The organism is Janthinobacterium sp. PLB04, assembly GCF_021165895.1.
Lineage (GTDB): Bacteria > Pseudomonadota > Gammaproteobacteria > Burkholderiales > Burkholderiaceae_D > Janthinobacterium > Janthinobacterium lividum.
This window is the reverse complement of sequence record NZ_CP088968.1, coordinates 2,784,955-2,807,435: the sequence shown is the minus strand read 5'-3', so window position 1 is coordinate 2,807,435 and position 22,481 is coordinate 2,784,955. Positions and strand designations below refer to the sequence as shown.

At 63.9% G+C, this 22,481-nt stretch carries 21 protein-coding genes; 5 read left to right on the top strand and 16 right to left on the bottom strand.

Annotated elements, in window-relative coordinates; all coding sequences use genetic code 11:
- Nucleotides 1-45 precede the first annotated feature (45 nt).
- The 7 genes from LSO07_RS12510 to LSO07_RS12480 form a co-directional block, all read right to left on the bottom strand.
- Entirely contained in the window at nucleotides 46-1,254 is a 1,209-nt protein-coding gene (locus LSO07_RS12510; protein ID WP_151094513.1) for a multidrug effflux MFS transporter, read from the bottom strand.
- Nucleotides 1,251-1,907: a CerR family C-terminal domain-containing protein gene (locus LSO07_RS12505; protein WP_151094510.1), complete on the bottom strand. Its 657-nt coding sequence runs from the start codon at nucleotides 1,905-1,907 to the stop codon at nucleotides 1,251-1,253. Before LSO07_RS12505 ends, LSO07_RS12510 begins: the two co-directional genes overlap by 4 nt.
- Before the next feature lie 122 nt (nucleotides 1,908-2,029).
- Nucleotides 2,030-2,506 carry a copper chaperone PCu(A)C gene (locus tag LSO07_RS12500; protein WP_176375330.1) on the bottom strand — a complete coding sequence of 159 codons (477 nt, stop codon included), beginning with the start codon at nucleotides 2,504-2,506 and terminating at the stop codon, nucleotides 2,030-2,032.
- A gap of 20 nt (nucleotides 2,507-2,526) precedes the next feature.
- Nucleotides 2,527-3,123 carry an SCO family protein gene (locus LSO07_RS12495; RefSeq protein ID WP_070279155.1) on the bottom strand — a complete coding sequence of 199 codons (597 nt, stop codon included), beginning with the start codon at nucleotides 3,121-3,123 and terminating at the stop codon, nucleotides 2,527-2,529.
- Between the two features lie 62 nt (nucleotides 3,124-3,185).
- Nucleotides 3,186-3,572 carry a DUF2946 domain-containing protein gene (locus LSO07_RS12490; protein ID WP_225317286.1) on the bottom strand — a complete coding sequence of 129 codons (387 nt, stop codon included), beginning with the start codon at nucleotides 3,570-3,572 and terminating at the stop codon, nucleotides 3,186-3,188.
- A 20-nt stretch (nucleotides 3,573-3,592) separates the two neighbouring features.
- Nucleotides 3,593-4,216, bottom strand: coding sequence for a hypothetical protein (locus tag LSO07_RS12485; protein WP_092610683.1), 624 nt, complete (start codon nucleotides 4,214-4,216; stop codon nucleotides 3,593-3,595).
- Between the two features lie 62 nt (nucleotides 4,217-4,278).
- Entirely contained in the window at nucleotides 4,279-4,980 is a 702-nt protein-coding gene (locus LSO07_RS12480; RefSeq protein WP_099387380.1) for a Crp/Fnr family transcriptional regulator, read from the bottom strand.
- A 112-nt stretch (nucleotides 4,981-5,092) separates the two neighbouring features.
- Between LSO07_RS12480 and LSO07_RS12475 the strand changes: the two genes are divergently transcribed.
- The gene (locus LSO07_RS12475) at nucleotides 5,093-6,727 is read left to right on the top strand and encodes an acyl-CoA synthetase (RefSeq protein WP_151094507.1); all 1,635 of its coding nucleotides are present in this window, start codon (nucleotides 5,093-5,095) and stop codon (nucleotides 6,725-6,727) included.
- A 10-nt stretch (nucleotides 6,728-6,737) separates the two neighbouring features.
- Here LSO07_RS12475 and LSO07_RS12470 read toward each other — a convergent pair whose 3' ends face one another.
- From LSO07_RS12470 to LSO07_RS12435, 8 genes are all read right to left on the bottom strand, one after another.
- Nucleotides 6,738-8,153 (bottom strand): MFS transporter, encoded by a 1,416-nt coding sequence (locus LSO07_RS12470; RefSeq protein ID WP_151094504.1) that lies wholly within the window; start codon nucleotides 8,151-8,153, stop codon nucleotides 6,738-6,740.
- Between the two features lie 73 nt (nucleotides 8,154-8,226).
- Nucleotides 8,227-8,943 carry a ribonuclease T2 family protein gene (locus tag LSO07_RS12465; protein WP_208672478.1) on the bottom strand — a complete coding sequence of 239 codons (717 nt, stop codon included), beginning with the start codon at nucleotides 8,941-8,943 and terminating at the stop codon, nucleotides 8,227-8,229.
- A gap of 70 nt (nucleotides 8,944-9,013) precedes the next feature.
- Nucleotides 9,014-10,114 carry a branched-chain amino acid aminotransferase gene (locus LSO07_RS12460; protein WP_151094501.1) on the bottom strand — a complete coding sequence of 367 codons (1,101 nt, stop codon included), beginning with the start codon at nucleotides 10,112-10,114 and terminating at the stop codon, nucleotides 9,014-9,016.
- A gap of 117 nt (nucleotides 10,115-10,231) precedes the next feature.
- A complete protein-coding gene (locus tag LSO07_RS12455) occupies nucleotides 10,232-10,729 on the bottom strand; it encodes a Fur family transcriptional regulator (RefSeq protein ID WP_151094498.1) in 498 nt (165 codons plus the stop codon).
- 133 nt (nucleotides 10,730-10,862) lie between these two features.
- Nucleotides 10,863-13,196 (bottom strand): TonB-dependent receptor, encoded by a 2,334-nt coding sequence (locus tag LSO07_RS12450; RefSeq protein ID WP_225317285.1) that lies wholly within the window; start codon nucleotides 13,194-13,196, stop codon nucleotides 10,863-10,865.
- A 90-nt stretch (nucleotides 13,197-13,286) separates the two neighbouring features.
- Nucleotides 13,287-15,692 carry a TonB-dependent siderophore receptor gene (locus LSO07_RS12445; protein WP_151094495.1) on the bottom strand — a complete coding sequence of 802 codons (2,406 nt, stop codon included), beginning with the start codon at nucleotides 15,690-15,692 and terminating at the stop codon, nucleotides 13,287-13,289.
- A gap of 83 nt (nucleotides 15,693-15,775) precedes the next feature.
- Nucleotides 15,776-16,798, bottom strand: a complete 1,023-nt coding sequence (locus LSO07_RS12440) for a FecR domain-containing protein (RefSeq protein WP_151094492.1) — start codon at nucleotides 16,796-16,798, stop codon at nucleotides 15,776-15,778.
- On the bottom strand, nucleotides 16,785-17,297 hold the full coding sequence (locus tag LSO07_RS12435; RefSeq protein ID WP_404811518.1) for a sigma-70 family RNA polymerase sigma factor: 513 nt from the start codon (nucleotides 17,295-17,297) through the stop codon (nucleotides 16,785-16,787). The genes LSO07_RS12440 and LSO07_RS12435 overlap by 14 nt, the downstream gene beginning before the upstream one ends.
- 261 nt (nucleotides 17,298-17,558) lie before the next feature.
- On the opposite strand from LSO07_RS12435, the gene LSO07_RS12430 reads away from it, so the two are divergent.
- The 4 genes from LSO07_RS12430 (at nucleotide 17,559) to LSO07_RS12415 (ending at nucleotide 21,442) form a co-directional block, all read left to right on the top strand.
- Nucleotides 17,559-20,102 (top strand): PepSY domain-containing protein, encoded by a 2,544-nt coding sequence (locus LSO07_RS12430; RefSeq protein WP_151094486.1) that lies wholly within the window; start codon nucleotides 17,559-17,561, stop codon nucleotides 20,100-20,102.
- Nucleotides 20,103-20,239: 137 nt separating this feature from the next.
- Nucleotides 20,240-20,425: a hypothetical protein gene (locus tag LSO07_RS12425; RefSeq protein ID WP_099387374.1), complete on the top strand. Its 186-nt coding sequence runs from the start codon at nucleotides 20,240-20,242 to the stop codon at nucleotides 20,423-20,425.
- A 162-nt stretch (nucleotides 20,426-20,587) separates the two neighbouring features.
- Nucleotides 20,588-20,743, top strand: coding sequence for a hypothetical protein (locus LSO07_RS12420; protein WP_161789600.1), 156 nt, complete (start codon nucleotides 20,588-20,590; stop codon nucleotides 20,741-20,743).
- Between the two features lie 300 nt (nucleotides 20,744-21,043).
- Nucleotides 21,044-21,442 (top strand): bacteriohemerythrin, encoded by a 399-nt coding sequence (locus LSO07_RS12415; RefSeq protein WP_034786005.1) that lies wholly within the window; start codon nucleotides 21,044-21,046, stop codon nucleotides 21,440-21,442.
- 3 nt (nucleotides 21,443-21,445) lie between these two features.
- Here the strand turns inward: LSO07_RS12415 and LSO07_RS12410 are convergent, their stop codons facing one another.
- On the bottom strand, nucleotides 21,446-22,318 hold the full coding sequence (locus LSO07_RS12410) for a hypothetical protein (protein ID WP_151094484.1): 873 nt from the start codon (nucleotides 22,316-22,318) through the stop codon (nucleotides 21,446-21,448).
- Nucleotides 22,319-22,481: the final 163 nt, after the last annotated feature.

The following is a 22,481-nucleotide window of genomic DNA, read 5'->3' as shown; positions in this document are numbered from 1 at the left end:
ACAGTGTAACAAAGCAGGAAGCATGCCTACCTTTTCAAACTCCGCTCATGCCGTTTTGGCAATACTCATCACACCCTGCGCCGCGTCCTGGCGCGTGCCCAGCCACCAGAAAAACGCGGCCAGCGCCACGGCAGAGGCCTGCCCCAGCGCCAATTTGAACGCACTGTCGAACAGCAACGGTGCGACAAAACCGGACACGAGCGCAAACACCAGCATTTGCACAAAGTTTTGCAAGGAGGCAGCCAAGCCCCGCATCTGCGGGAAAATGTCGAGCGTCGACATGGTCATGCCCGGCAAGGCCAGCGACATGCCGAACGCGTACAGCATCACGGGCACGACGGCGAACGGGATGCTGGCCGCGAACCAGTGGTTGTAGGCAATGTTGAGCGCGCCCGTGGCCGCCATGGCCAGCAAGCCCCAGCGCACCAGCACGGCGCTTTTCACCGCATGGGCCAGCTTGCCCGACAGCGCCGAGCCGCCCACCAGGCCCGCCACCATGGGGATGAACATCCAGCCGAAGGCCGTTTCCGGCAGGTGCAGCAGTTCCAGGATGAAATGCGGGGCCGAGGCGATGTACAGGGCAAAGCCGCCAAACGCAAAGGCCACGGCCAGCGAACGCAGCAGGAACGCCCGGTGGCGCAAGGCCAGCCAGTAATTGCGCGCAATGTTGCCTGGGTGAAAAGGTTGACGTTGCTCGACGGCTAAACTTTCCGGCAAGCCTTTCAGGCAGGCGAGCAACAGCAGCACCGTGACGGAAAAGGTGAACACGAACGTCGATTGCCAGCCGTAGGCCACGTGCAGCCAGCCGCCGATAATGGGCGCGATGGCGGGCGCGATGCCGAACACCATCATGATATTGGCCAGCATCTTCTGTGCGGCCGCGCCCGACAGGCTGTCGCGCACGATGGCTTGGCCGATGACCCTGCCCGCCCCGGCCGAGGCGCCCTGCATGCCGCGGAAAAACAGCAGCCAGCCAAAGCTGGGGGCAAACGCGGCGCCGATGGAGCCCACAGCAAAGATCAGCAGCGAGGCGAGAATCACGGGACGGCGGCCGAACGAATCGGACAAGGTGCCGTAAAACAAGGTCATGAAGGCATAGGCGGCCAGGTAGACGCTCAGGGTCTGCTGCACCAGCACGCTGCTGACGTCGAAATGAGTGCCGATCGCGGGAAACGACGGCAGGAAGGTATCGGTGGCGAACGGGCCCAGCATGGCCAGCCCGGCCAGCACCAGGGTCAGGTTGCGCGCTTTCATGCGCCCACCTGCACAGCATATTGGCGGCGCAAGCCGTCGAGGGCCGCCAGCGAGAACGCGGCGACATGCTGCGCAATGCTGGCAGTGCCAGTCTCGTCATAGGTAATTTCCGGTGCCACCAGTTCATGCACGATGCGCGAACGGGCATAGAACACGGCCTGGCCGATCACGCTGAACACGCATTTCTGCAGCACGTCCGCCGGCATGGCCTCGCCCACCACGCCACGGATCAAGCCTGTAAACAGGGCGTGGTGCGCGCGCACGTCGCGGTCTGCCAGCATGTGGATGGCGGACGTGGGTTCGATCAATTCGCGCGCCACCAGGCGGCTGAACAGCGAAGCCGCTCCCGGACGCAGCATGTCGAAGACCATCGCTTCTATCGCCAGGCGCAACTGTTCCACGGGCGCCACGGCCGCCGCTGGGCCCGCCTCCGACGCGGCAGCGGCCGAGGCACGCGCCAGCGCACGCGCATGGTCGAAGGCGGCCAGGTACAGCTCTTCCTTGCCATGAAAATAATAGTTGACCATCGCCACGTTGACGTGGGCCGCCTCGCAGATCCTGCGCACGGACGCGAGCTTGTAGCCTTCGTCGGCAAACAGCTGGACCGCCGCCTGCAGGATGCGCGTGCGCGCCGTTTCGACTTCTTCTGTCATGCCATTCCCATCACTTAAACAGCTGTTTAATATTATTCAGCATTGTATCAAACAGCTGTTTAATTTTCAAATGGGCGCAAAAAAGCCCGGCGAACCGGGCTTTGCAAGCGTATTGCCGTCGCTTAGTGCTTCATCGCCGGCATCGCGGATGACGTCGAGGTGGCGCCCAGCGGACGGGCCACGGCATTGACTTCGATCGTTTCGCGGCGCTTGTCCTCGCCTTCGACGACGAGGGTCAGCGGGATCTTGTCGCCCGCCTTCACCTGCCCTTTGAGTTCCAGCAGCATCACGTGGTAGCCGCCCGGTTTCAGTTCGACGGCTTTGCCGGCTGGCAAGGCGATTTCCTTGACCTGGCGCATGCGCATCATATTGTCCGTCATGCTCATTTCATGGATTTCCGCCACGCCGGCCACGGGCGAGCGCACTTCCAGCAGGCGCATGGCTTTCGGCGCCGTGATCTGCATGAAGGCGCCCGTGGCTTTTTGCTGCGGCACGGTGGCGCGCACCCACGGGTCGGTAATCTGCACGGAAGTCTGGGCAGCGGCGGAGAAGGACAGCACGGCCATGGCCGTGGCCAGCAGGGTTTTCAAATGGGTCATGATTATTCCTTTCGTGATAGTTACAAGGTGTATTTCGATTTCATCAGGGTCTTGATATCCTGCACGCACTCGTCGCCCGTCAACTGATGTTTCAAGCCCAGGCGCATGCGTCCCTCGGCATCGAGCACATAGCTGATGGCCGTGTGGTCCATCGTGTAGGAACTGCCGCTCGGCACACGGCGGTAGAAGACCTTGTAATTGAAGGCCGTCTGCGCCGTCGCCTGCGGATCCGTGCGCAAGCCCAGGAAGCTGGGGTCGAAGGCGCGCATGTATTCGCCCAGCAACTCGGGCGTGTCGCGCTCGGGGTCGATGCTGATGAAGATCACTTGCAGCTTATCGGCATCCGGCCCCAGTTTCTGGCGGATTTCCAGCGCGCGCGACAGGGCTGTCGGACACACGTCCGGGCATTGCGTAAAGCCAAAGAAGACCATCACATATTTGCCCTTGAAATCGGCCAGGGTGTAAACCTTGCCGTCGGGGCCGCTCAACTTGAAGTCGGGCTTGTAATCGCCTCCCGTCAAGTCGAGGCCGTTGTAATGGGGTTTCGGCGCTGGTTCGCAAGCGGCAAGCGTGAGCAATCCCGCCGTACCGGCGAGAAGAAAAAGACGACGTTTCATGGCATTCTGGCCCGATGGGCGTAGTGGATACAGTTAAGACGTGGAAGGCGTGACGGGTATGTTCAGGCAGCCAGAGGCGGGCCGCGCGGGCTGGCGGCCAGCCAGGCGAACGGGGCCCGCGGCGCCTGGTAAAACAATGGCGGATACAGGTCGTGGCCCGTGATCACGGGCAGCGGAGACAAGGTCGGCGGAGGCAAGGCCACACTACCCGCATGGCTCATGCAGAACGGGCAATGCTCGATGTGGTGCAGCACGGAATCAGTGGTGGATTTGGCGGCTGGCGCCAGGTCCGCTTGCGTGTAGACGGCGCCGCTGGCCGAGCAAATCTCGACGGCGGCATTGTTCGCGTTCGCATGCAGCGAAGCAAACGCATACGACAGGGATGGCGACAGCGCATTGAGCAGTATCGCCAGGCAGGCGAACCACATATGCCACTGTTTGCGCTTCAATAATGATCCCATGGCCCCGATTATAACGGAGTCTGGCTATCGCGTTGCGCAGGCGCGCCCGCCTGGCCGCGCAGGAACAGGCTGGGGCGCACGCCCGCCACGTCCACGCAGGCATCGCAAAACGCGGGGATCGAGGCAAAGCCGGAGCCGGCCGCCACTTGCGCCAGGTCGCGCTCGCCGTGCCCGCCATCGGCATCCGCTTGCGCCGCCGTGTGCAGCGCGTGCGCCAGGCGCTGTTCGCGCACCAGGCTGAGCAATGCCTCGCCCTCGGAAAACAGGCGCGCCCTGGCCTTGTGCGGCGTCACTTGCCACAGGGTCGCCAGGCGCGCAGCCGTCCATTTGCCTTGCGGCGTATCGAAGATGTGCTGCGCCAGCGCCTGGCTCCAGCGCTTGCCGCCGCCGTGTCCGCCATCGGGCTCATCGCCTTCCAGCGCCAGGGTGAACACGGCCGGCTTGCCCCGCCCCGGCATCACGTCGCAGGCAAAGCGCAGGAAAGCGGGCACGACGAAACTGTCGCCGCTGGCCAGTTTCTTGGTGGTGATTTCATTGTGCAAGGTCACAAAGCCCTGGCGCACGGTAACGCGCAAGCGGAGCGGAAAGCGCAAGCCCAGCAGGTGCAATGGATGATCGGAAACGAGGGCCATGCGTCAGGTCAAGGTGGTGAACGAGCCGCCAGCATGCCACACATCGCGCGTCCGGTCTGTCATCACAGCGACGCCACGCCATAACGGCGCAAGCCGTCTAGGTCGACGACGCGGATGGATTGGTAGGCAATGCTGATCAGGTTCAGCTCGGCCAGATGGCCCAGCGCCTGGTTCACGCGCTGGCGCGAAATGCCCGTCAGCAAGCCGATTTCTTCCTGCGACAGCTCAAGCACGCTGGAAGTGCGCGGGTATAGCATGGGGTGGAACAGTTGCGCGATGGCTTGCGCCACTTGCGCGTCGACGGCCAGCAGGCGCTGGTTCTGGATGGTGGCGATGAATTGGCCCATGCGCTCGTTCAGCTGGCGGATGACGAAGGCATTGAAGGAGAGGCTCTCGGCCAGCAGCAGATGAAACAGGTCCACCGGCACGAGGATGATGCGCGATGCGCGCACGGCCACCACGTCGTAGCGGCGCAGTTCGCGCTTGAGCACGCTGCCCTCGCCGCACCAGCCACCGGCCGGCACGCCGGAAAACGTGGCGCCGCGCCCATCGGCGTTGTAGACGGCCAGCTTGATCAAGCCCGTGTGCACGCCGATCCAGTGCGCCGACGGTTCGCCGCGCCGCGTGATGAAGGCGCCCGCCTCGAAATGCCGGATCACGCTGCCAGCGCGCAACAGGGCCTGATGCCCGGTATCGAGGGCCGTGAACCAGTCGTGGCTGTCGAGTTCGGGCACGGCACGGTCTACACTATCGTTGCTATCCATTCCATCCTTCAGTTGTCACTAAGATGACAGTGATTTTCCAGCGCCGGTGCTATGCTAACCGGTATCAATCCCGAAACAGGGAGCTACAAGATTCTTTTACCAGGAGACAAGCATGACAGCTGATTTCAACACCGGCCTCGGCAAAAACAGCGCCAACTACGCCGCCCTCACCCCGCTCGACTATATCGCCAGGGCAGCGGCAGTATATGGCAATCGCCTGGCAATTGCACATGGCGCCGTGCGCCAGACGTGGGGCGAAACCTATGCGCGCACGCGCCGCCTGGCCTCCGGCCTCATCAAGCTGGGTGTGGGCACGGGCGACACGGTGGCCGTGATGCTGCCGAACACCCCCGCCATGGTGGAAGCGAGCTTTGGCGTCCCGATGGCCGGGGCCGTCCTCAACGCCCTGAATATCCGCCTCGACCTGGCCTCCCTGACCTTCATGCTGCGCCATGGCCAAGCCAAGGTCTTGCTGGCCGACACGGAATTTGCCGAGCTGGCGCGCCAGATGGCGGCGCAGATTCCCGGCTTGCGCGTGATCCAGGTCAACGATGTGCTGGGACCGGAAGTGGACGCCTTTTCCGACCTCGACTATGAAAGCTTGCTGGCCAGCGGCGACCCCGACTACGACTGGCAGCCGCCTGCCGACGAGTGGGACGCCATCGCTTTGAACTACACGTCCGGCACCACGGGCGACCCGAAAGGCGTCGTCTATCACCACCGCGGCGCGGCGTTGAACGCCCTGTCGAACATATTAGAGTGGGACATGCCCAAGCATGCCGTGTATTTATGGACATTACCGATGTTCCACTGCAATGGCTGGTGCTTCCCGTGGACCGTGGCCGCGCGTGCGGGCGTCAACGTGTGCCTGCGCAAGTTCGAACCAAAACTCGTGTTCGACCTGATGCGCGAATTGCGCATCACCCACTATTGCGCCGCGCCCATCGTGCATGCAGCGCTGGCCAATGCGCCCGCCAACTGGCGTGACGGAATCGACTGGACCGTGCGCGGCATGGTGGCCGGCGCACCGCCGCCGGCCGCCATGGTGGCGAAGATCGAAGCCATGGGTTTTGACTTGATCCACTCGTATGGCTTGACGGAAGTGTATGGCCCGGCCGCCATCTGCGCCGAGCAGGACGAGTGGGCGGCCCTGTCGCAGGAAGAACGCGCCGTATTGAAGTCGCGCCAGGGCGTGCGCTACCACCTGCAAAGCGCCGTGGCCGTGCTGGACCCGGAAACCATGCAGCCGGTGGCGGCCGATGGCGAACAGATCGGCGAGATCATGTTCCGCGGCAATATCTGCATGAAGGGCTATCTGAAAAATGAAAAAGCGACGCAGGAAGCGTTTGCCGGCGGCTGGTTCCACACGGGCGACCTCGGCGTCATGTATCCGGACGGCTATATCAAGCTGAAGGACCGCAGCAAGGACATCATCATTTCCGGCGGAGAAAACATTTCCAGCGTGGAAGTGGAAGACGCGCTGTACCACCACCCGCAAGTGCTGGCCGCCGCCGTCATCGCCCAGCCGGACGAAAAATGGGGCGAGACGCCATGCGCCTTCGTCGAGCTGCGCGAAGGCGGCACGGTGACGGAAGCGGAATTGATCGCCTTCTGCAAGAACAACCTGGCCGGATTCAAGGTGCCGAAAGCCATTTATTTCGGCCCCCTGCCCCGCACGTCGACGGGCAAGATCCAGAAGTTCGAACTACGCAAGCGCATGCAGTCGGACAAGGCCATCGACGTCTGATTTGTACCTGTCAGTCGCGCTTGCCTTGCAACCACGCCGGCTGCGCCACCACCAGGCGCGAGAAGCTGGCGATGCTGGCCACGGCGGCGAAGCCTGCCGCCAGGCACAGCGCATACGTCGTGCCACGCGTGGCGGAAACCGTGAAGCAATACGCGACCAGCGCCGCACCCGTCGCCTGGCCGATCAGGCGCGACGTGGCCACCACGCCGCTGGCGCCGCCGGCCCGCTCGGGCGGCGCGCTGCCCATGATGGCTTTCAGATTGGGCGCCTGGAAGAAACCGAAACCGATGCCGCACAAGGCCATGCGCCAGCCGATATCGAACGCGCTCGGGTGGGCCGGTATCCACACCAGGGTCAGCAAGCCGCCTGCCAGCGCCGCCAGGCCGATGCCACCCAGCACGCCCGGCGAATAGCGGTCACTGAGGCGCCCGGCGACAGGCGCCATCACGGCCACCAGCACGGCCCACGGCGTCATCAGGAAGCCCGTCTCGACGGGCGAGCGGCCCAGGGTCACTTCAAAATAGAAGGGCAGCGAGACGAAGGCCAGGCCCTGCGCGGCAAACGTGCAGATGGCCGTCAGCGACGACAGCAGGAATAATGGACGGCGAAACAGGTCGATCGGCAGCATCGGGGCTGCGTGCCCCGCCTGGCGGCGCAGCAGCAAAATAAAGAAGATCACTACCGCCACCAGTTCCGGCAGCAAGGTCGACAGGGCCGCGTGATGGGCCGCGTCGCCAAACAACAGGATCAGCAAGCCGAAAGCGCCCACGTTGTACAGCGCCGTGCGCGCATCGAGGGTATGCCCGGACAGTTTGGTCGCCGGCAGCATGCGGCTGGCGAGGAAGAAGCCGGCCACGCCCAGCGGCACATTGATGGCGAACAGCCACGGCCACGATGCCGTCGCCAGGATCAGCGACGCAGCCGTGGGCCCGATGGCAAACGCGACAGCCACCACCAGCGCATTGTTGCCGAACGCGCGTCCCAGCAAGTGTTTCGGATACAGCGCGCGCAGCAGCGCCGTATTGACGCTCATCATGGCGCTGGCGCCGACACCCTGGAACAGGCGCGCCACCACCAGCGAGGGCAAGGACCAGGCCAGTGCGCAAGCGAGCGACGCTAGGGTAAATAAAAACATGCCGGAGATGAATACGCGCCGGTAGCCGGCGATTTCGCCGAGGGCGGAAAACGGCAGCAGGGTCGCCACCATGGCCAGCTGATACACGTTGACGATCCAGACGGAGGCGGCCGGCGTCGTGTGCAGTTCGCTGGCGATGGCCGGCAAGGCCGTATTGGCAATCGCCGTATCGAGCGAGGCCATGCCCACGCCGATGGCCAGCGCCAGCATGGCCCATACACGGGCGCCGGGCGGCAAGCCGTCCTCGCCCACCATCACGGCTTGCGTTTGCTGCCGCATAGACTGCTGCATATACTACCTGTTCATCTTGCTGATCCGGACAATACACTAACATGTATGTAAGAAACCTGCAGGAGAGGCCAGCCTACTTCTGGCAGTCGATGACCTTGAAATCTTTCGAGTAGCAGATGCGCAACTCGCCCGAGTGCTTTTCATAGCCGAGCCAGCGGCCCTTCAGTTGCGGGTTATGCTGCTTCATCCACTGGAACAGCTCGTTTTTTGGCATGCTGGAATCCGGCAACTTCAAGGCCTGGAACAGTTCGCGTTCCTTCTCGAAATATTCCTTGGCCGTATCGAAATCGCAGGCGCCATGCTTTTCCCATTCGCCCTGCAGCAAGGCTTCGCCCGGCTGCATGCACATATATGGCAGGATGTCGGACGGCGCCAGCTTCGGCAGATTGCCCTTGCAATAGCGCGGGTGCAGTTCCGTCTTGCGCGGCGGCGTCACGGAAATGTCTTCGCAGGTGGCCGGATTGGCCGACTGCGCCCACAGGCCATGCACGATCCAGCCGAACTGGTTGCTCTCGGCGCACTGGAAGGCCGCCTTTTTCGACACTGCGCCACGGCGGCGCTGGCTGTCGCAAAAGCCTGGCGACCACGACAGCGCCAGCATGAAGTAATCGGTGGGTACGTTGGTGCTTTGCTTGTAGCACGTGTTTTTCTCGTCCGACGGCTTGACGTCGTAATCGTAGTAGCTGACGTTGCGGGGAATGGCGCACGTGGCGTCGGCCGCGTGGACGGCACCAAAGGGCAGGCTGAGGAACACGGCGGCCAGCGCGGGCAAGACAGAGCGAATTTTCATCGAGCTTCCTTCAAGATATAAAAACGCCGGCAACTGAGTGCCGGCGCGGTATGGAAATTACACCATCAACTTAGCAAACTTTATGCATCCAGCCGTGCGTATCAGCCGCCGTGCCATGCTGCAGTCCCAGCAGCGCTTCGCGCAGGGCCAGGGTAACGGCGCCATTTTCATTGTTGTTGATGGTCATTTCAAAGCCGTTGGCCTTGGCCACGCCCACGGGCGTGATGACGGCGGCCGTGCCGCAGGCGAACACTTCGGTCATGCGGCCCGAGGCGATGTCGTCGCGCCATTGCTGGACGGACAATTTACGCTCTTCCGTCGCATAGCCGAGGTCTTTCGCCATTTCCAGCAGGCTGCGGCGGGTGATGCCTGGCAGCAAGGTGCCCGTCAATTCCGGCGTCACGACGGTGACTTTCTCGCCATCCTTGTAAACGAAGAACAAATTCATGCCGCCCATTTCCTCGATGAATTCGCGGTGCACGGCGTCCAGCCACACAACCTGATCGCAGCCCTTCTCTTGCGCTTGCGACTGGGCCATCAGGCTGGCCGCATAGTTGCCCGCGCATTTGGCTTCACCGGTGCCGCCCGGCGCGGCGCGCACGAAGTCTTCGCTGATCCACACGGTGACGGGTTTCACGCCTTTCGGGAAGTAGGCGCCGGCTGGCGAGGCGAACAGCACGAACAGGTATTCTTCCGATGGACGCACGCCCAGGTACGGGTCGGTGGCGATCATCAGCGGACGCATGTACAGGCTCTCGCCCGTATTCTTCGGCACCCAGTTGCGGTCTTGCGAAATGAGCGCGTCGCCCGCCTCCAGGAACAGCTCGACAGGAATGGCCGGCATGGCCAGGCGCGCGGCGCTGCGGTTGAAGCGCTCGGCATTCTGTTCCGGACGGAAGGTCTTGATGCTGCCGTCCGGCTGGGCAAACGCTTTATAGCCTTCGAAGATGGCCTGGCCGTAATGCAGGGACGACGCGGACGGGTCCAGCGTCAAAGGGCCGTAGGCCTTCAATTCGCCCTGCTGCCACTTGCCGTCGCGGTAAGGAATCACCACCATGTGGTCGGTGAAGATGCGGCCGAAAGCAGGATTGACCATGCGCGCGACGCGTTCGGCGTCGGACAAGGGGTGGGCGGATGGGGTGACGACGAGATTCGGTGTGGAAGTGGTCATGGCAGCAGAAGACGAGTCAGGGAGAATAAAGAGATTCCCTATTGTAGCGCCTAATGCGCGCTGCGAGGCGGCGGATGGCCTTGCCGCAATGTTGCGCCGCATCAAAAGGCGGCGCCGTCAGGCGGCCCGCAAGGGCTTGCCCCGCCCTGCCTGCGCTTCTTCAGCGCACTGGCTGCAGCGCATCTGCACGGAAATCACGTTGGCGCCGATGTCCATGCCGTGCGCCACCGCCGTCTGGCGCAGCTGCTCCACCAGCGGCGCATCCTGCACCAGCACGCTGCGTTCGCAGACCCTGCACACGAGGTAGCAACTGTCCGTCTCCACCTGGTCCGGCTTGATCAGGTAGCGCGCCTTGTTGCCGCTGGCGCTAGCTTCGCGCTCGCGCAGCAGCAAGCCGGCCAGCTCCATTTCCTTGAGCACGCGGTAAATCGTGCCCAGGCTGACGGCAATGCCGATATGCAGCAGTTGCTGATAAATGCTTTCCGCATTCATCGCTTGCCGCTGCGTTCCAGCCAGCACTTGCAAGATGCAGATGCGCGCGCTGGTCGGGCGCAGGCGCACGGCGCGCAAACGCTCGAACACGCGGCCATCGCCCTGGTATTGAATGTCTTGCATGGGATTCTCCGCTTGTGCGTTCTGCTCTCCCTACCTTGCCAAGCGAGAACGTCAAAAGGGAACCGGGAAATGAAAAAAGCGCCGCCCCAATCTGCCGGGTGCGGCGCCTTGCGCTACCTCAAACCGGCGAACATCAGAACTTGATGTTGGCCGTCACGGTTGCGGAACGGCCAGGGGCCACGCCAGCATAGTGCGGCGAGGAAACCTTGTCGAAGTACAGCTTGTTCGTCAGGTTCTGGATGTTCAGCTGCAGGGTCACATTGCGGTTGACCACATAGCTGGCCATGGCGTCGAAGCGCGTGTAAGCCGGGGCAAACTTGTTGTTGGCCACGTTCGCATAGACTTTATCGACGTAGTTCACGCCGCCACCCACCGTGATGGCGGGCGTGACCAGGTAGGACGTCCACAGCGAGGCGCTGTTTTTCGGCGTGGTGGGGAACTGGTTGCCGTTGTACGGCGACGGCGCGTATTGCGTCACGCCATTGATCACGCCATTCGTGACATAGCCATTGTTTTCCACGATGGCGTTCAGGTGCGTGTAGCCGCCGAAGACCGACCATTCCTTGGTGATATTGCCGCTCACGCCCAGCTCGATACCCTTGACTTGCTTGTCGCCCACGTTTTGCGTGGTGCCGTCCGGTGCCGTCACGCGCGCATTGCTCATGTCGCTCTGGAAATAGGCGCCGCTCACGGACAGGCGGCCGCCCGGCAGCACTTCCCATTTCGTGCCCAGCTCGAAGCTCTTGCTTTCTTGCGGCTTCAAGTTCTGGATGGCGACCGTCAAGCCGTCGATGCCGTCGCCGCCGTCATTGCCCGGTGGCGTGGACGAGGTGCCGTAGGAAACATACACGCTGCTGTTGGTCGATGGCTTGTACACCAGGCCCGCCTGGTAGCTGGCGAACGTGGCGTGCACCTTGGCGCTGGTGGCGGCGGTGGTCTTGCCGTCGAGCGTGTATTGCGGCGTGTTCAGCGAACTCTTGTAGTCATCCCAGCGGATGCCCACGTTGAGCAGCCATTGCGGCGTGAACTCGATGGTGTCGAAGCCGTACACGGAACGCGTGTTGGTGACGATGTTCGTGCGTGCCGGCGACACCGTGCGCGTGTAGACCCATGGGTCGTTGGCGTTCGGGTTGAGCAAGGGCGCGCAGTTGTAGCCGGTGGCGGCGCCCGACGTGGGGCAAGTGGTCGACTTGGTGAGGAAATTGTTCGTCCCCGGGCTGAACAGATAGGAGCTGCGATCCGTTTCCTCGCGGCCGACTTCCAGGCCCACCGTGTAGGTGTGCTTCACGCCGCCGGCCAGGAATTCGCCGCCCAGGCTGGTCGCATTGGCCAGCGCGTCCGTATCGGTCGTGCGCGTGTTGGCGCGGCGCCAGACGGTGCCGTACAGCATGGTGTTGCCCTTGGAATCGTCGGGCTGGGTCCACACGTAGTCGTTGCTGGTCTTGCCGTAACGGGTCACGTTGCGCAAAATCAATTTATTGCCGAAGTCATGGCGCACGTCGATGGTGCCGATATCGCTCTGCGTGTCGCGGAAATCGCGGTTCACCAGGCCATAGAAGGTGTCGCGCGGCACGTTGACGGGGGTGCCATTGCCGTTTTTCGACACGTTGGCGCCCGACGAGAACGGGTTGTTGAACGGCAAGCCGGTGTCCGGCAATTCGCTCGACTGCATGTGGTAGTAGCTGAGGGTCGCCTGCGTGGCCGATTTCAGGCCGAAGGTGATCGATGGCGCGATGCCCCAGCGGTCGCCATTGATGAAGTCGCGGCCGGCAACGTGGGCGTCGTGCGCCATCACGTTCAGGCGCACGGCCACATCGTCGCTGATCACACGGTTCACGTCCGCCGTGGCGCGGCGGTACTTGGCACTGCCCAGGCCGACGGTGGCGTTGGTGAAGTCTTCCGCTTTCGGCGTCTTGCTGATCAGGTTGACACCGCCGCCTGCAGACGAGCGCCCACCGTAGGCCGAGTTCGGGCCTTTGACGACTTCGATTTGTTCCAACGCAAAGATTTCACGCGATTGCGAACCCGTATCGCGGATGCCATCGATATACGTATCCGTTTGCGCGTTGTAGCCGCGGATAAACAGATTGTCGCCCACGGGGTTGCCGCCTTCGCCGGCGCCGATGGTGATGCCCGGCACGGTACGCAGCGCATCCGTCAGCGAGACGGCTCCCGTTTGCGAAATGATTTCAGCAGGAATCACGGTCACGGATTTTGGCGTGTCCAGCAGCGGCGCCGTCAGCTTGTCGCTGGCCGATTTGACGGGCGCCTGGATCAGGCGGTCAGCCGTGCCCACGACCTTGACTTCCTGCAACTGCTGCGGCTTGTCCGTCGTTTGCGCGTGCAGCGCCAGCGGCATGGCCAGGGTGGCAAACGCGGCAAGGGCCGTGCCATGCATGCGCGGCGTGGAAGTGGTGTGGTGCTTGCGGCTGCGGATGGTAACGCCCGCTTTGTCTTTCGATGTCATCGCTATCTTTCAATGTATCGGATGGAATAAATTGGCTGGCTACTGCCCCCGGCAGTTGGCTGGCTCGTTGATTGCTTGGGTACGACAAAACTAGAACCGCCACAGCGCCGTCATGCGCAAGGCCCGGGGCGAACCGGGCGCGATGTTGTCGTTGCTGTGGGCGGAGGCAAAATATTTTCTGTTGAACAGGTTTTCCACATTCAGCTGCAGCTGAAAATTTCCCTGCGGCTTGAAGTAGACGGCGCCATCGACACGGGTAAAGCCGGGCAATACCACCGTATTCGACACCGAGGCATACACGGCGCTGCGGGCGATCACGCCCAGGCCGGCGCCCCAGGCGGGCGAAAAATCGTAGCGGTTCCACAGCGACAGGCTGTGCCTGGGCACATGCGCCACCGTGGCGCCCTCCACGGCCGTCGTCGCCTGCGTGGCCGTCAGCACGGCGCGCTGCCACGCATAGCCGCCGGCGATGCTCCAGCCAGCTTGGACCTTGCCATTCACGTCCAGTTCCAGGCCCTCGCTGCGCTGGCCGTCGACCAGCATCGCCCGCGTCGTATCGGCGGGGTCGGTGACGGCCACATTGCTGCGTTCCAGGCGGTACACGGCCGCGCTGGCGGAGAGTAGCGGCGTCACCTCCCATTTGACGCCCAGCTCCACGTTGCGAAAACGCTCCGGTTCGAAGACGGCATTGCTGGGCGTCAACGATGCCAGCTGTTCACCTGCGCGCGGCAGGAAGGATTGGCTGACGCTGGCATACAGCGACAGCGCGGGCACGGGCTGGTAAATGAGGGCGGCGCGCGGCGACCACAGCGTATCCGTGCGGGCGATGCGCGCGCCAGTACGCTTGTTGACGAAATCGACGGCAAAGCGCTCGTAGCGCAGGCCGGCAATCGCCTGCCAGCGGGCACTGAAACGCAGCTGGTCCTGCAGGTACAGGGCGGCCGTATCGGCCACGCCATGGTTGTCCGCATCCGTGGCGCTGGGGCGGAAGGTCACGGGCAAGTCCGTCACGGGATGCGATGTAGGCAGGCTGATGTGGGTGACGTTGTCGCCCAGGGTAGTGAAATAGCCGGTGTTGCGCAGATTGTCCGTCGTCTGGCGGCCCAGTTCCCCGCCCGCCGTCAGCCGGTGCCGCACGCTGCCGCTATCGATTGTCCACTCAACGTCCGTCTGGTTGAACAGGTTGCGCCGCCTGGTGGCGCTGTTGTACGCCAGCACGGTCACGCTCCCGCCATCGGCGCTGACGGGGCCGGGAAAGGCGTTCTGGTACAGCTTGTCGTAATCGGCCAGGCGCGTGCGGTTGCGCAGGCTTGCGCCACCGCCCAGATCATGTTCGAAGGTCACGCCCAGCGCATCGATATACGCCCACGACGGGCTGCTGCCGGCGATGCCGAAAAACGTGGACGGGTCCGTGTCGAACGGCCGTCCCCGGTACGAAGGCAGGCCCCGGTCCGTCACGCGGTCGTCGCGAAAATGTTCATAGCTGGCTTGCACGGTGGTGCGCGGCGACAGACGCCAAGCCACGACGGGGTTGACGGCGCTGCGGCGCACCTTGACGCCCTGGCGAAACGAGCCGCTGTTTTCCGCCATGGCGTTGACGCGCACGGCGACATCGCCGCCGAAGACCTGTTGCACATCGAGCGCGGCGCGCCGGTTGCGCCAGGCGCCCAGGCTCACGCTCGCTTCACCGTCGTTCGTCCATTGTGGCTGCTTGGTGGCCCGGTTGATGATGCCACCGCCGCCGCCGCGGCCGAAGACCAGGGCGTTCGGCCCCTTGATGGCCTCGACCGCTTCGATATTGTAGAAATCGCGGTAGTACTGCACGTCATCGCGCATGCCATCCAGATAGAAATCCGAGGTCGAGCTGTTGCCGCGCATCACCGCCGTATCGCGGTTGCCCTCGCCTGCTGCCATGCCCACTCCCGGCATGTAGCGCATGGCATCGGCCAGGGTGCGCATGTCCTGGTCACGTATCAATTCGCGGCTCACCACGCTGACGGCCTGCGGCGTGTCATGCAGGGCCGTATCGTTGCGGCTGGCGGCGGAAGAACTGGCGCGGCGGTAGCCATCGTCGCCGCTGCCCTGCACGGTGACGGGCGCCAGCACTTGCAAACCGGCGCCCTCCTCGTCCAGGTCGGCGCGCAGGGGCGTGGGCGCCAGGCGCACGATGTAACTTCCGTCCGGCAACTGCACGGCCACGAGGCCCGTGCCTGCCAGCAATTGCTGCAAGCCCTGGCCCGTGGCCACGGTGGCGCTCAAGCCGGCGCTGCGTTTGCCCTGCGTCAAGCCGCCTTCGGCCGACAGCAAGATTCCCGCCTGGCCCGCAAACTGGCGCAGTGCCTGGCCCAAGGGCGCGGCGGCGATGCGGAAGCTGTGCACGGTCTCTTCCGCCGCCGCTGCCATGGCATGCATGGCAGGCACGGCCAGCAGCGCCGCAGCCAGGGACAGCGGCAGCAGACGGCGGGCAAACGGCAGGGAGATGGGGTACGACGGCACGGCATTCCTTATTGATGTTGAGCAAGTTACTTCTACCTTGCCAAACAACTTTTCAAAAAGGGAACCCGTTTTGAGAAATATTCTTATTTACTGTTTTGATTGGGCAACTGGGCTTCCACCGTGACCCACCAGTCGTGCACGCGGTTGATCCTGACGGGCAAGGTCGCTTCCAGCGCCGCCAGGATGCGGTCCGTGTCGGCCAGCGGATAGCTACCCACCAGGCGCAGGTGGGCCACTTCGGGCGCGCAGCCCAGGTGGCCGCGCCGGTAGCGCGACAGTTGCGCGAGGAAATCATCGAGCCGCATCTGTTCCGGCTGCAGGCGATACTCGATCCAGGCGGCCCCGTTCGGGTCGGCGGCGTATGGCTCGCCGATAAAACCGTCGCCAAAGCGCACTTGCTGGCCGGCCGGCACGATGCGCGGCACTCCGCCATCGCGGGGCGCCACCTCGACACTGCCCTCGTAGATGGCCAGCAAAGTGGCATCGCCCTGCGGCTGCACGCTGAAACGCGTGCCCAGCGCGCGCAGGCGGCCGTGCACGGTGTCGACCACGAGCGCGCGCGCCGGCTGGCGGCTGTCGCGCGCGGAGGCGAGATAGATTTCGCCGCCATGCAAAGCGATGCGGCGCAGCGTGTCGCTGTAATCGATGTCGAGGGACGTTGCCGTGTTCAGCCACAGTTGCGAACCGTCGGCCAGCGCCAGCTGGCGGATAGCGCCGACCGGCGTTTTTTCGCCCGCATGCAGACTGGCGACCCAGCTGCGCGTATCGCGCCGCAGCAGCGCGGCGCCACCCGTGCCGGCCGTCAGGCACAGTGCCAGCAAGCCCTTGACCAGGCTGCGGCGCGCGGCGTCGCTCTGGCGCGGCCCAGCAGCGTCGAGCGCCTGGCGCGCCGGTTCGCCGGGCAGCTGGCGAAATTCGGCGCTGACGGCTTCCACCCGGCGCCAGGCGGCGCGGTGGGCAGGAGAGCTGGCATGCCAGCGCTCCCAGGCTTGCTGGTCGGCAGGATCGGCGTCTTCGCCGCGCAGCACGGCGAACCATTCGGCCGCTTCCTGCAAGATGGCGTAGTCGGCCGGCGGCATGGCGGCGCCTGGCTTAGGCAGCATCATCCATGCACAGCATGCATTGCAGCATGGCTTGCGCCATGTATTTTTTCACCATGCGTTCGGATACGTCCAGCTGGCCGGCGATCTGCGCATACGTCAGGCCGTCGAGCTGCGCCAGCAGGAAAGCCTGGCGTGCGCGCGGCGACAAGGCATCGAGCATGGCGTCGATGCGGCACAGGGCTTCGACCACGAGGGCCCGCTCTTCGGGCGACGGCGCCGTCATTTCGGGACGGCCGGCCAGGGCCGCCAGAAACGTGCGCTCCAGGGTCAGGCGACGCCAGTGATTGACCAGCAATCCATTGGCCACCGTGCTCAGGTAGGCGCGCGGTTCGCGCAGGCTGTCCGCCGACTGCGTCGCCAGCATGCGCACGAAGGTGTCCTGCGCCAGGTCGGCCGCACCGTCGCGGCAACCGAGCTTGCGCCACAGCCAGTTATACAGCCAGCCATGGTGGCTGGCGTACAGGTCGCTAAAGCTATCGAGGGAGGGAGAAATGGTGGACACGGGCAAACAAACAAAGGGGCTGCCATACTTGCCGGTCAAGTGGGTCAGCACTGCATCACGAATGAGAATGATTTTCATTTTCACACAATTTCACGACGATGTAAATTATCAAAAGCATCATCCCGGCCTGGCGCGGGCATTTTGCGCAACAGTGCCAGTGGGCCATCATTTGCGAATGATTCTCGTTTGCGTTAATATGTCAGCCTTCCTTCTTTTCCGCCATGTCTGACGCCCTGCATGGCGGCGCTATCGAAAGCCGCCATGACCACCTTCTCCCTGCCACAACCCCAGCTGCGCACCAGCGCCGACGAGGCGCCGGAGACCCGCCAACAGCAGCGCCAGCCTGCCGCCACCCTGCAACCGCGGCGCTGGCACTGGAGCTGGAAGCAGGTCTGGTTTCAATTGCACTGGTTTATCGGCATCACGGCCGGCACGGTGCTGGTGATCATAGGCCTGAGCGGCGCCACCCTAGCCTTCAAGGACGAATTGCTCGATGTCATGAATCCCGGCGTGCGCCATGTGGCAGTGGAAACGCGCGCACCGCTGACGCCTGGCCAGCTGGGCAACATTGCCGCTGCAGAACACGGCCAGCGCGTCGCCTCCATCACCATGTATGCGGAGGCGGGCGCGGCGCCACGCCTGTTCTTCGCGCCGAAGAATGGCCAGCGGCGCGGCGAATCCTTTTATGTCCACCCGTACACGGGAGCGACCCAGCCGGCACTGACGGGGGCGGGCTTTTTCGAGTGGACGGAATCGCTGCACCGCTGGCTGCTGCTGCCCCGCGATCCGGGCCGGCAAGTAGCGGGCGCGCTGGCCCTGTGCCTGCTGGGCCTGGCATTATCGGGCCTGTATCTGCGCTGGCCCCGCCGTCCGCTGGACTGGCGCACCTGGCTCACCTTCGACTCTGCCCTGAAAGGCCGCTCCTTCCTGTGGAACCTGCACGCCGTGGCCGGTACCTGGTGCCTGGTCGTCTACGTGGCGCTGACCCTGACGGGCATTTACTGGAGCTATGACGTGGTGCGCGACAATATCGACGCCTGGGCCGGCAAGCCGCCAAGGATGGCACAGGCGCAGGCGCCCGGCAAGAAAGGCCAGTCCAAGGAGAAGAAGGAAATACCGGCCGTCGACATCGGCCCGGCCTGGAGCAGCTTCCAGCAGCATGCCCCCGGCTGGACCCTGGCCAGCGTGCGCCTGCCGACACGCGCCAGCGAAGCCGTGCAATTCACGTGGCTGGCCAGCGATGCGCCGCATGAGCGGGCGCGCAGCCGCATGAACATCCTGCCGGCCGACGGCACGGTGACGGAAAACGAACCGTACAGCCAGCAGGCGCTGGGTTCGCGCCTCGTCAACATCATTTATCCGCTGCACATGGGCACGTATTTTGGCTTGCCGGGCCGTATCATCGTCACCCTGGCCAGCCTGGGCCTGCCCCTGTTCGCCATCACGGGCTGGATGCTGTACCTGGGCCGCCGCAAGGCGAAACGGGCCGTGCAGGCGCAGCGGGCCATGCTGGGCGCCGGTGCGCCGGACCAGGCGAACACGGGCCTGCCCACCCTCGTAGCCTACGCCAGCCAGTCGGGCCAGGCCGAGCGCCTGGCCCTGGAAAGCGCGCGCGCCCTGCAACAGGCGGGCGTGGCCGTCGACGTGCAATCGCTGGACCAGTTCGATCCCGCGCAACTGCGCCAGTACGAACGGGCCCTGATCGTCGCCAGCACCTTTGGCGAAGGCGAGGCGCCGGATGGCACGCGCCGCTTCGCGCGCCTGCTGCAAGCCACCTCCGGCACGCCGCTGGCGGGCCTGAAATTCGGTATGCTGGCCCTGGGCGACCGCCATTACAGCGCCTTCTGCGGCTTTGGCCGTACGCTGGCGCAACAATTGCAGGCGCTGGGCGCCACGCCCCTGTTCCCCCTGATCGAAGTGGACAAGCACGACCCCGCCGCCCTGGCCAGCTGGTCCACAGCGTTGGCCCGCTGCAGCGGCAGCGCCATCGACGCCATCGGCGTGCAGGAAGAAGCGTCATATGCCGAGTGGCGCCTGACGCGCCGCGTGCTGCTCAACCCGGGCAGCCTGGGCGGCGAACTGCATGAAATCACCTTGACGGGTCCGGCCGATACCACCTGGGACGCGGGCGCGCTGGCGGAAATCATCCCATGCAATGCGGACGGCAGCGATGGCGAGGCAGGCAGTGCCCATCACGCGCCGCGCAGCTATTCGCTCGCTTCGCTGCCATCCGATGGCGAACTGCAATTGCTCGTGCGTCAGGAGCGCCATGCGGGCGATGACAACCAGGGCTATGGCGTCTGTTCCGGCTGGCTCACGCGCTTCGCCCCGCTGGACACCCCCATCCGCCTGCGCCTGCAAGCCAATCCCGCCTTCGCGCCCGCCCTGGTCGACGTGCCCTGCATTTACATCGGCAACGGTTCCGGCCTGGCCGGCTTGCGTGCGCATTTGCGCGCGCGCCAGCGGGCGGGACTGGCCCGCAACTGGCTGCTGTTCGGCGAGCGCCAGCAAGCTTTTGACAGTATCTGCGGCGCAGAGTTGCAAGGCTGGCTGGACGCTGGCCACCTTGCGCGCCTGGACCGTGTCTTTTCGCGCGATGGTGAAACACAGCAATACGTGCAAGACCGCCTGCGCGCCAGCGCCGGCGAACTGCGCGACTGGCTGGCGCAAGGGGCCATCGTCTACGTGTGCGGCAGCCTGCAAGGCATGGCGACAGGAATCGATGCTGTACTGCAAGAAGTACTGGGCCAGGAGGGACTCGATGCCTTGCTGGCGGCCGGACGCTACCGTCGCGACGTGTATTGATCTACATCAGCCCGCCCCCGGCGCCGCCCGGCTATGTGGGCAGGCGCACAGTCAGCGCCTGCCATCGGACTACAGTAGCGGCATGGCGGCATGGAGACATATCCGCGCCGCCCCACCCACAGTCTGCGAGGCTAGCCATGAAAAACCCCTGGATGAGCATGTACCTGAGCGCCGCCAACCGCATCGCCAACACGGCGCGCGGCCATGCCACGGCCGCCGTCAAGCGCGAAGCGGCGAAAAATACGCGGCAATTGACGCAAGTGTGGTTCGATTCCTTCCTGCCCCCGGCAGGCAAGCCACGGCGCGGGCGCAAGGCGAAATAGCCCCTGGCAGCAGGCGAACTGGTGCAGTGCATCACAGCAATAAGTTGAAGTTACGACCAGGTGGGCTAAACTGCAAGCATGGAATAAAGATATGCGTACGCGATTGAAGTGACCGGCAGGCGCCGCAACCCCGCGCCGCCACCGGCTCATCAGGAGACGACCATGTTGACACTCAAAGTGCTGGCCTGCCTTGCCCTGTCGGCCTTGATGCTCGTGCCCCTCGTGCTGAGGGATACGATGCAAACGTCCGCCGGGCAGCAATTGCAGGTGCCGAATGTCGATGCGCAAGGCATGTGGGCCCACTGGCCTAAGCAATAATACGCGCGGCTGAGAAAACACCGCTGACTGCGTTGCTTTGACTTGCCGTACTCGCGTACTGTCTGCGTCAAAGACGCCTTGCCAGCGGCGTTTTTCAGCGGCGCTCGGTAACACGTCGCATCGATGAAAACCGCTTGATTGCGGGTGGGGATTTGTTCCCTTATCTTCTTTGCTTTTTTCGTATTGCCTTCCTTCCCTCTTCACCACACTTTTGATCCAGATCATGGATTTCCACCTTTGCTGCGCCCAAACTGGAACAGTCCGCTTCGCACCGTGACGGACTTAACCTGGAGCATCGGCATGGGTAAATCGCATTGGAAGGATGAGATGGCGCTGGGGGTTCCCGTCATCGACGAGGCGCATGAGGCGCTGTTTCAGGAGCTGGCGCGGCTGCAGCAGTTGGGCGACCAGCATTTCAGCGTGGCGTTTCGCGAACTGATCGCGGCCGTCGAACGCGATTTTCGCGAGGAAGAGGATTTGATGGAGCAGATCGCCTTTCCTTCGCTGGCCAACCACCGCGAACAGCATGCGCGCGTGCTCAGCGGCTTGCACCATGCCTGGGCCGCCGTCGATGAAGGCGACCTGGAACAGGGCCGCCATGCGCTGTCGCTCTTGCCGCAATGGCTGATCTTCCACCAGGCCACGATGGACCTGGCCCTGGCGGCGGCGCTGGAAATGGTGCAGCGCCAGCCAAACTGACCTCTACAGCAGCAGCACCGTGGCTTGCTCGGGCATGACGACGCGGTAGTGTCCCGGGTATTTGTCTTCGCCGTCGAAAATCTTGCAGAACACGGGTTGGTTGATGTCGTTCACGGCCGACTCGTTCATGGGCAAGGTGGCGATCAGTTGCTCGCCATCCATCAACTGCAAGGCGCTGCCCCGCTCGGCCGCGCAAAACGCCAGCGATTGCACATCGCTGGCGAACGGCCGCTTGTACCATGGCGTGATGGCCCGCACGGCACGCCTGGCGTCCTGCAAGACTTGCCCCACGCGCGTGACGTTCCAGGCATCGCGCGCCACAGACGGCTGGAGGACGATATTCGCCGTCAGCTCCCCCCTGCCCTTGTTCACCAGGAAAGTGCCGTCCTGCGCGGCGATGTCATCGTTGAGCGGCACGACAAACACCCCGCCGCTGGAGACCTTGATCGGCACGGGCGCGCCATTGCCTTGCAAGGCCACACGCACGTCGTCGATGGTGGCGCTCAGCTTGGCCGGAATCAGGCGCAGGGCCATGACCACGCTGCCGCTCGACACTTGCCACACTTTCCTGGCCGTCAGATAACTTTCGCGGTAAGCCGTGAAACGGATGCGCGGCGCCTTGGCGTCGCTGCTGGCCGTGATCGTCACCATTTGCGGTGGCAAGGCTTCGTCTGCGCTCGCCGCTGGCGCCGGTGCCGATACCGGTGCCGCGGCGGGTATGGCAGGCGTGGCAGGCGCAAGGGGTGGCGATACGGCGGCGGCGGGCACGCTGGCGCTCTGCAGCGGCGTGGGAACAGCCGGCGGCGGCGCGTGTTCCTGGGCCTGGCCCAGCGACACGACACACAACCATCCGGCACAAGCGATCCATGTACGCATGCATTTCTTTCAATGAGGAAAATATTTTATCAGCGCCTGCATTATCGCAGAAGGCCCGCCGATGCGCCGCCCCGGGTCTGCCTGCACTCCTGCCTGCACTCTTTTGGTGCGCACGCTTGATTATTTGGCAAATATCGCCTATATTGATAATGATTCTTATTCA